Origin of the sequence: Actinophytocola xinjiangensis (assembly GCF_001921215.1) — a bacterium.
Classification (GTDB): Bacteria; Actinomycetota; Actinomycetes; order Mycobacteriales; family Pseudonocardiaceae; genus Actinophytocola; species Actinophytocola xinjiangensis.
This window is the reverse complement of record NZ_MSIF01000031.1, coordinates 1-7547: the sequence shown is the minus strand read 5'-3', so window position 1 is coordinate 7547 and position 7547 is coordinate 1. Positions and strand designations below refer to the sequence as shown.

The window sequence follows — 7547 nt, the reverse complement described above, 5'->3', positions numbered from 1 at the left end:
CTGATCCAGGAGAGCACTCGTGGTACGACATCTCATCTCGATCGACGACCTCACCGACGAGGAGCTGTTCTCCGTGGTCTGCCGGGGAGCGCTGTTCGCCGACGGGGGCCACGGCCGGCCGCTGGCCGGCCGGGTCGCCGGCATCTACTTCACCAAGACCTCCACCCGCACCCGCACCGCGTTCTCCGTCGGCGCCCAGCGCCTCGGCGCGTCGGTCGTCAGCTACGGCGCCGAGGACCTGCAGACCAACACCGGTGAGTCCGTCGCCGACACCGGCCGGGTGCTGTCGTCCATGTTGGACCTGCTGGTCGCGCGGGCACCGGGCGAACCGGAGCTGCTGCGCGGCTGGGCCGGCCAGTCGGCGATGGCCGTGGTGAACGCCATGAGCACCGAGGAACACCCGACCCAGGCGCTGGCCGACCTGACCACCCTGCTGCGCCACTTCGGCCGGATCGAGTCGCTGCGCGTGCTCTACGTCGGTGAGGGCAACAACACCGCGACCGCGCTGGCGTTGGCCCTGAGCCGGTTCACCGGGGTGGAGCTGTTCCTGCGCACCCCGCCCGGCTACGGCCTGCCGGCCGAGATCGCCGAGCGGACCATGGCCCGGGCCAAGAAGTACGGCGCGGTCGTCGAGGAACGCCATGACATGGTCGATCTGCCCACCGGCGTCGACGTGGTCTACACGACCCGCTGGCAGACCACCGGCACGGTCAAGCCCGACCAGGACTGGCGCGCGGTGTTCACCCCGTTCCGGGTGGACCTGTCGCTGTGGGCGGGCAGCCCGAACGCGGTGTTCATGCACGACCTGCCGGCCCACCGGGGCGAGGAGGTCGCCGCCGAGGTGCTCGACGGGCCGGCCAGCATCGCGTTCTTCCAGGCGGAGAACAAGCTCTACAGCGCGATGGCGGTGCTCGACTGGGCCAACGGCGGCCCGAGGTGACCGCCGCCGACCAGACCGCGACCGACCAGACCGCGACCGACCAGACCGCGACCGACCAGACCGCGACCGACCGGACCGCCGCCGACCAACCCCCGGCCCCGGTCGAGACGCCGCTGCGGCGCAACCGGGACTTCCTGTTGCTGTGGCTGGGATCCGGCCTGTCCGCGCTCGGCTCCCGCGCCTCGGGCATCGGCTACACACTGCTGGTGTACTGGTCGACCGGCTCGGCCACCGCCGCCGGCCTGGTCGGGTTCGCCGCGCTGCTGCCCGCGCTGGTCGTGCAGCTGCCGGCCGGCGCATGGGTCGACCGGTGGGACCGGCGCCGCACCATGGTCTGGGCCAACCTCGGCCGGGTGGTCAGCATCGGCAGCGTCGCGGTCACCGCCGCCCTGGGCGTGGTGTCCATCCCGCACCTGATGGTCGTCGCGTTCGTCGACACCAGCCTCGGCGCGATCTACGTGCTGGCCGAGCGGGTGGCGGTGTTCCGCGTGGTGCCGCGCTCCCAACTGGGGACCGCGATCGCCGCCAACGAGTCCCGGGGCCGCGCGGCGAGCCTGGCCGGCCAGCCGCTGGGCACCGTACTGTTCGGGTTCCTGCGCTGGTCGCCGTTCGGGTTCGCGGCGCTCGCCCACCTGGTCGCCCTGCTCAGCTCGCTGTTCGTGCGCGGTGACCTGACCGCCGGGGAACGCAAACCCGGGCGGGAGACGCTGCGCTCGCGCATCGGCGAGGGCTTCCGGTTCGTCTGGGGACAGAAGTACCTGCGGCGCGCGCTGTCGCTGCTGACCGCCAGCAACGTGCTGTTCCAGGTGCTGATCCTGGGCCTGATCGTCATCGTCAAGGACAACGGCGGCTCGCCCGAGCTGGTGGGGCTGCTGCTGGGTGCGAACGCGGTCGCCGGGCTGCTCGGCTCGCTGTGCGGCAACGTCGCGCTGCGCTGGCTGGGCATCCGCCGGGTGATCATGACGGTGAACGTCAGCTGGGCGCTGCTGATGCCGCTGATCGCCCTGACCACCAACGCCTGGTTGCTGGGGCTGGTCTACGCGCTGATCATCTTCCTGGCCGGTGTCGGCAACGTCGCCGGCATGGTCTACCAGGTCAGGACCACCCCGGAGAACATGCAGGCCCGGGCGGCGTCCATCGCCACCGTGATCACCTCCGGCGCCAACTCGCTGGGCGCGCTGGCCGCCGGCCTGCTGCTGGACGCGTTGAGCACCACCGCCGCCATGGCCGTCGTCGGCGCCGCGATGGCCGTCATCGCCCTGCTGGCCGTCGTCGGCTTCGCCGGCCGCGCGGCCGCCGAGGCCGAACGCACCGAACGCGCGGCCTTCGACCTGGAGAGAAAGGACCCGTCGTGAACGACACCTGGAAGCCGCTGGAGGTCAGCCCGGACAGCACCGGCCACGCGCCGACCGTCGCCGGACTCGTCGCCCACCTCGACTCGGTGCCCGACCTCGGCGCGCTGCTCGCCCGGGAGAAGGCGTTGCTGCTGCGCGGTTTCGCCGTCACCCCCGACGAGCTGGACACGGTGATGGACCTGCTGCTGCCCAACCGGCTGTCCTACGTGCACGGCAACTCGCCCCGGACCAAGGTCGGCGACAACGTCTACACCTCCACCGAGTACCCGTCGCGCTACACGATCTCCATGCACGGCGAGCTGTCCTACGCCGCGTCCTGGCCATCGCGGCTGATGTTCTACTGCCAGGTCGCGGCCGAGACCGGCGGCGCCACCCCGGTCCTGGACGCCCAGCGATGGCTGGAGGTCCTCGACCCCGAGGTGCGCGACGCGTTCGCCGGCGGCGTGCGGTACCTGCAACTGCTGCACGACGGCACCGGGCTGGGCAAGAGCTGGCGGGAGACGTTCGAGACCGACGACCGCGCGCAGGTCGAGCGGTTCCTCGCCGACAGCGACGCCACTGTCGAGTGGACGGCCGACGGGCTGCGGGTCAGCCACACCCGCCCGGCGACCACCCGCCACCCGGTCACCGGCACCGAGGTGTGGTTCAACCAGGTCGACCAGTGGCATCCGGCCGGGCTGGAGGACGAGGTGGCGCGGGTGATGTCGGAGGTGATGAAGCCCGAGGAGCTGCCCCAGTACGTGACCTTCGCCGACGGCTCACCGATCCCGCCGGAGTACATCACCCAGATCCGCGACCGGGGCCTGTCCACCGCCGTGGACGTCGCCTGGCGTCCCGGGGACGTACTGGTCATCGACAACGTGCTGGTCGCCCACGGGCGCCGGCCCTACACCGGTGACCGCCGCGTGCTGGTCGCCATGTCCGGCTGAGGAGCGACGACGTGTTTCCCTATCTGGTCGACGGAGAAGGCGACCCGCTGGCCCGGATCGCGGCCGAGCGCGACGAGCTGCGCAAGGTCCTGGGCACCCGGGGCGCGCTGCTGCTGCGCGGGTTCGACATCGGTGGCGTTGACGGGTTCGAGGGCGTCGTGCGGGCGCTGTCCGGGCCGCCGCTGACCTACGCGGAGAAGTCCTCGCCGCGCAGTGTCATCAAGGGGCAGGTGTACACCTCGACGGACTACCCGCCCGACGAGGAGATCTTCCTGCACAACGAGAACTCCTACCAGGCCAGCTGGCCCAGGACGCTGTACTTCCACTGCGTGCGCCCCCCGGAGACCGCCGGCGCCACCCCGCTGGCCGACGTGCGCGAGGTGTACCGGCTGGTCGACCCGGACGTGCGCGCCGAGTTCGAGCGCCGGGGGTGGATGGTGGTCCGCAACTTCCACGACGACTTCGGCCAGAGCTGGCAGCACGTGTTCGGCACCGAGGACCGCGCCGAGGTGGAGAAGTACTGCCAGGGCAAGGACATCACCGTCGAGTGGCTGCCCGGCGGGCTGCGCACCCGGGCGGTGCGCCCGGCCGTGCACACCCACCCGGACTCCGGGGAGCGGGTGTGGTTCAACCACGTCACGTTCTTCCACGTGACCACGCTGGCCGCCGAGCTGCGCGACGGCCTGCTCGGCCTGTTCTCGGCGGACTCGTTGCCCACCAACACCTTCTACGGCGACGGCGGCGAGATCGACGCCGAGGTCATGGCGCACCTGCGGTCCTGCTACCGCGGCGCCACCACCCGGTTCGACTACGAGACCGACGACGTCCTGGTGATCGACAACATGCTGACCGCGCACGGCCGGGAGCCGTTCACCGGTCCGCGCCGGATCGCCGTGGCGATGGCGCAGGCTCACCGGCCGGGCGAGACCAGCCCGGTCTCGTAGGCGACCATCACGGCCTGCGCCCGGTCGCGGATGCCGAGCTTGAGGAAGATCCGCCCGACGTGCGTCTTGACGGTCTGCTCGGCCAGCACGAGCCGGGCGGCGATCTCGGTGTTCGACTCACCCCGCGCCACCCAGCCGAGCACCTCGCGTTCACGCGGGGTGAGCGCGTCGAGCGTCGGCGGGGTGGCGGCCAGGGCGGGCTGGCGGGTGAAGTGTTCGATCAGCCGGCGGGTGACCGTCGGCGCCAGCAGCGACTGGCCGGCCGCGACCACCCGGACCGCGCTGACCAGTTCGTCCGGGGTGGCGTCCTTGAGCAGGAACCCGGACGCGCCGGCCCGCAGCGCGGTGTACACGTATTCGTCGATGTCGAAGGTGGTCAACATGAGGACCCGGCTGGGTCCGCCGGCCAGCCGTCTGGTCGCCTCGACACCGTCGAGGACCGGCATCCGCACGTCCATCAGCACCACGTCCGGCGCGGTCCGCGCGCACACCTCCAGCGCGGCCTGCCCGTCGGCGGCCTGACCGACGACGGTCAGGTCGTCCTGCGCGTCCAGCAGCGCGGCGAACCCGGCCCGCACCATGTCCTGGTCGTCGACCACGACCACGCTGATCGGCTCGTCCACCGGAGTCACCGTAACGGGAGGGTCGCCCGGACCCGCCAGCCGCCGTCGGGCTGGTCGGTGGCGAAGGTGCCGCCCAACAGGATGGCGCGTTCCCGCAGGCCGACCAGGCCGTGCCCGGTGCCCTCGGCGCCGGCGGCGGGCCGGGGCGGGCGGTCGTTGGTCACCTCGACCTCCAGCGCGTCAGCCGTGCGGGTGACCACCGCCCGGGTGTTCGCGCCGCCGGCGTGCCGCACGACGTTGCTCAACGCCTCCTGCACGATCCGGTAGGCGGCCAGGCCGACGACCTGGGGCAGGCCGCTGACGTCGGGCGGCACGCTCAGGGCGACCGGGGTGCCGGCGGCGGTGACCCGGTCGGCGAGCGCCGGTAGGTCGGCCAGGGTCGGCTGGGGCGCGCGGTGGGGGTCGGCGCCGTCGTCGCGCAGGGCGGAGAGCAGCCCGCGCAGCTCGGCCAGCGAGGAGCGGGCGAGGTCGGCGATCCCGCTGAACTCGGTGGCGAGGGTGTCGGGGACCCCGCTGTGCCGGTAGCGGACGGTCTCGGCCTGCACGGTGATCATGGACAGGTGGTGGGCGACCACGTCGTGCAGCTCCCTGGCGATCCGCCCCCGCTCCTCGACGACCGAACGCAGCTCCCGCTCCTGGGCGCTGACCTTGCGTTCCCGCACCAGCTCCACCGCGATGGCGCCCCGGCCGTGCACGTAGTTGCCGACGAACACCGCCACCCCGACGACGACCGCCGCGGAGGTCATCGAGGTCCACGCGCCGTGTCCCGCCCACACGGTCAGCAGCAGTCCCACCGTGACGTAGGCGGTGGCCATCATGAGCGAGAGCCGCTGGCCGCCCCGGGAGGCGATCAGCCCGGCCAGGATGGCCACCGCGCAGGTGTTGGTCATGATCCACGGCCACGGGATGTACACGGAGCCCGGGAACTCGAACACCGGGCTCGGGGCGGTGACCACCGCGGTGACCAGGACCGCCGACAGCTCACCCAGGGCCGCCAGGAGCGGCACCCGCCGGTAGCCCAGCAGCGGCACCACCCTGGCGAGGCTCAACGCCATCGCGGTCGCCGGGACGGTGTGGTGGTCCTGCACGAGGTCGACGACCCCGAGCACCAGCAGGGCGACCAGGGTCGCCCCGTACCCCAGGCCGCGCGCGGTCACGCCGTTGTCCCGCATGGTTTCCAGCACGGGTCAACGGTAGGCCCGTGGCGGGCCGCGCACGTCCCGCCACGGAGCCAGTCCCGGCGTGCTACCCCGGTATGACCTCGGCCGGCCGCTCCCGCTCGGCGGCGGCGATCCGCGCCTCACGCCGGGCGAAGTACAACGCCGCGAGTCCCGCCGGCACGAACATCAGCGTCCCGTACACCGCCGACGGGATGACCATGTCCAGGCTGTCGAACACCGAGGCGGCGACCGCCATGGCCAGCACGGCGTTGTGCACCCCGATCTCCATGGCCGAGGCGATCGCCTGCTGCCGGTTCACCCCGGCGAGCTTGGGCACCCAGTACCCGATGGTGAAGCTCAGTATCGTGAGCGCCAGCGCCACCCCACCGATGGTGTCGATGTTGGAGAAGATCGTCTCCCGGTTCTGCACCACCGTGCCGATCAACATGAACACCAGCACGATGACGGAGGTCTTCTTCACCGGCCCCCGCATCCGCTCGGCGAACCGCGGATAGGCGCGGTTGAGCCACATCCCGATGGCCACCGGCACGAGGACGTAGCCGAACACCTGAACCAGCTTGTCGGGTTGCAGTCCGATGTTCGCGTCGTCGGCGAGGAAGTGACTCATCGACAACCCGACGATCAACGGCAACGTCACCACGGCGACCACGGAGTTGATGGCCGTCAACGTGACGTTCAGGGCGACGTCGCCCTTGGCGAGGTGACTGAACAGGTTGGCGGTGGTCCCGCCGGGGGAGGCGACCAGGATCATCATCCCCACCGCGAACACCGGCGACAGACCGACGAGCTTGACCATCCCGAAGCACAGCAGGGGAAGGACGACGAGTTGGCAGGCCAGTGACAGCAGCACGGCCTTGGGTGCGGTGAGCACGCGGGTGAAGTCGGCGGTCGTCAACGCGAGCCCAAGGCCCAACATGACGACCGCCAGCGTAACGGGCAGCGCGACGGTGAGGATCGGTCCCATGGCGAGTGGCCCTTCGTCACTGGTGAGGCCAACAGTGTCCGCCGTGGGTGGGCTCGTCCGCTTCCTCCACGTTGCCAGGTTCGTGGGGTCTGCTTCGTGGGGTCTGCTTTGTGGGGTCTAGGGCGTTCCGAACAGCCGGGCGCCCGGCGCGTCCGGATCGTCGCCCGCCCAGAACTCGTCGGCGCGGCCACAGCTGGCGAACCGGGGCCGTTGGTCGCGACGGCAACGAGCCTCGGCGCGGCTGTGGCTTGGCGAGCCAAGACCGCTGATCACGACAGCACCAACCTCGGCGCGGCCACAGCGTGGCGAACCGCAACCGTTGATCCCGACGGCAACATCCTCGGTGTGGCCGTGGCCTGGCGTGCTGGGAGCGTTGAGGGCTTTGGGGTTGTCGGTGGCCATGGTGGGGCAGGGCGCCAGCCCTGCCCCTGAGCCCTGCGTCAGGGCGGCGGAGGCTCACGGGTCAAGAGGCCCACAGGTGAACACGAACCCAGCCCCCACCCCAGCCCATGTCAGGGCCTCTTGAGGCGTGAGCTTGAGTTTTAACCTCCGGGCTGCCTGGTGTCGTTGCTCCGACTGGTCCTGTGGCGGGTCCGCGCTGTCTTGACCCT

General features: G+C 71.4%; 7 protein-coding genes. 4 read left to right on the top strand and 3 right to left on the bottom strand.

The genetic code is table 11. The features are described 5' to 3' along the window. The first annotated feature begins 19 nt into the window (after nucleotides 1–19). The 4 genes from BLA60_RS36865 to BLA60_RS36850 are packed head-to-tail and all read left to right on the top strand — an operon-like array spanning nucleotide 20 to nucleotide 4168. Nucleotides 20–940, top strand: a complete 921-nt coding sequence (locus BLA60_RS36865) for an ornithine carbamoyltransferase (RefSeq protein WP_075137719.1) — start codon at nucleotides 20–22, stop codon at nucleotides 938–940. Next, nucleotides 937–2295: an MFS transporter gene (locus BLA60_RS36860; RefSeq protein WP_084735888.1), complete on the top strand. Its 1359-nt coding sequence runs from the start codon at nucleotides 937–939 to the stop codon at nucleotides 2293–2295. Before BLA60_RS36865 ends, BLA60_RS36860 begins: the two co-directional genes overlap by 4 nt. Beyond that, the gene (locus tag BLA60_RS36855; protein WP_075137718.1) at nucleotides 2292–3224 is read left to right on the top strand and encodes a TauD/TfdA family dioxygenase; all 933 of its coding nucleotides are present in this window, start codon (nucleotides 2292–2294) and stop codon (nucleotides 3222–3224) included. Before BLA60_RS36860 ends, BLA60_RS36855 begins: the two co-directional genes overlap by 4 nt. A gap of 11 nt (nucleotides 3225–3235) precedes the next feature. Next, nucleotides 3236–4168, top strand: coding sequence for a TauD/TfdA family dioxygenase (locus BLA60_RS36850; protein ID WP_075137717.1), 933 nt, complete (start codon nucleotides 3236–3238; stop codon nucleotides 4166–4168). On the opposite strand, the gene BLA60_RS36845 is transcribed toward BLA60_RS36850, so the two are convergent. The 3 genes from BLA60_RS36845 to BLA60_RS36835 all read right to left on the bottom strand — a co-directional run bounded on the left by BLA60_RS36845 (nucleotide 4135) and on the right by BLA60_RS36835 (nucleotide 6936). Then, a complete protein-coding gene (locus BLA60_RS36845; protein WP_281257513.1) occupies nucleotides 4135–4791 on the bottom strand; it encodes a response regulator in 657 nt (218 codons plus the stop codon). The two genes, BLA60_RS36850 and BLA60_RS36845, sit on opposite strands and share 34 nt — an antisense overlap. Nucleotides 4792–4796: 5 nt before the next feature. Next, the gene (locus BLA60_RS36840; RefSeq protein WP_075137715.1) at nucleotides 4797–5975 is read right to left on the bottom strand and encodes a sensor histidine kinase; all 1179 of its coding nucleotides are present in this window, start codon (nucleotides 5973–5975) and stop codon (nucleotides 4797–4799) included. Nucleotides 5976–6036: 61 nt separating this feature from the next. Then, nucleotides 6037–6936 carry a bile acid:sodium symporter family protein gene (locus tag BLA60_RS36835; protein WP_075137714.1) on the bottom strand — a complete coding sequence of 300 codons (900 nt, stop codon included), beginning with the start codon at nucleotides 6934–6936 and terminating at the stop codon, nucleotides 6037–6039. Between the last annotated feature and the right edge of the window lie 611 nt (nucleotides 6937–7547).

What these genes read in the sequence shown, in the direction of transcription:
- BLA60_RS36835 (WP_075137714.1), bottom strand. Translation starts at nt 6,936, where the DNA reads ATGGGACCGATCCTCACCGTCGCGCTGCCCGTTACGCTGGCGGTCGTC.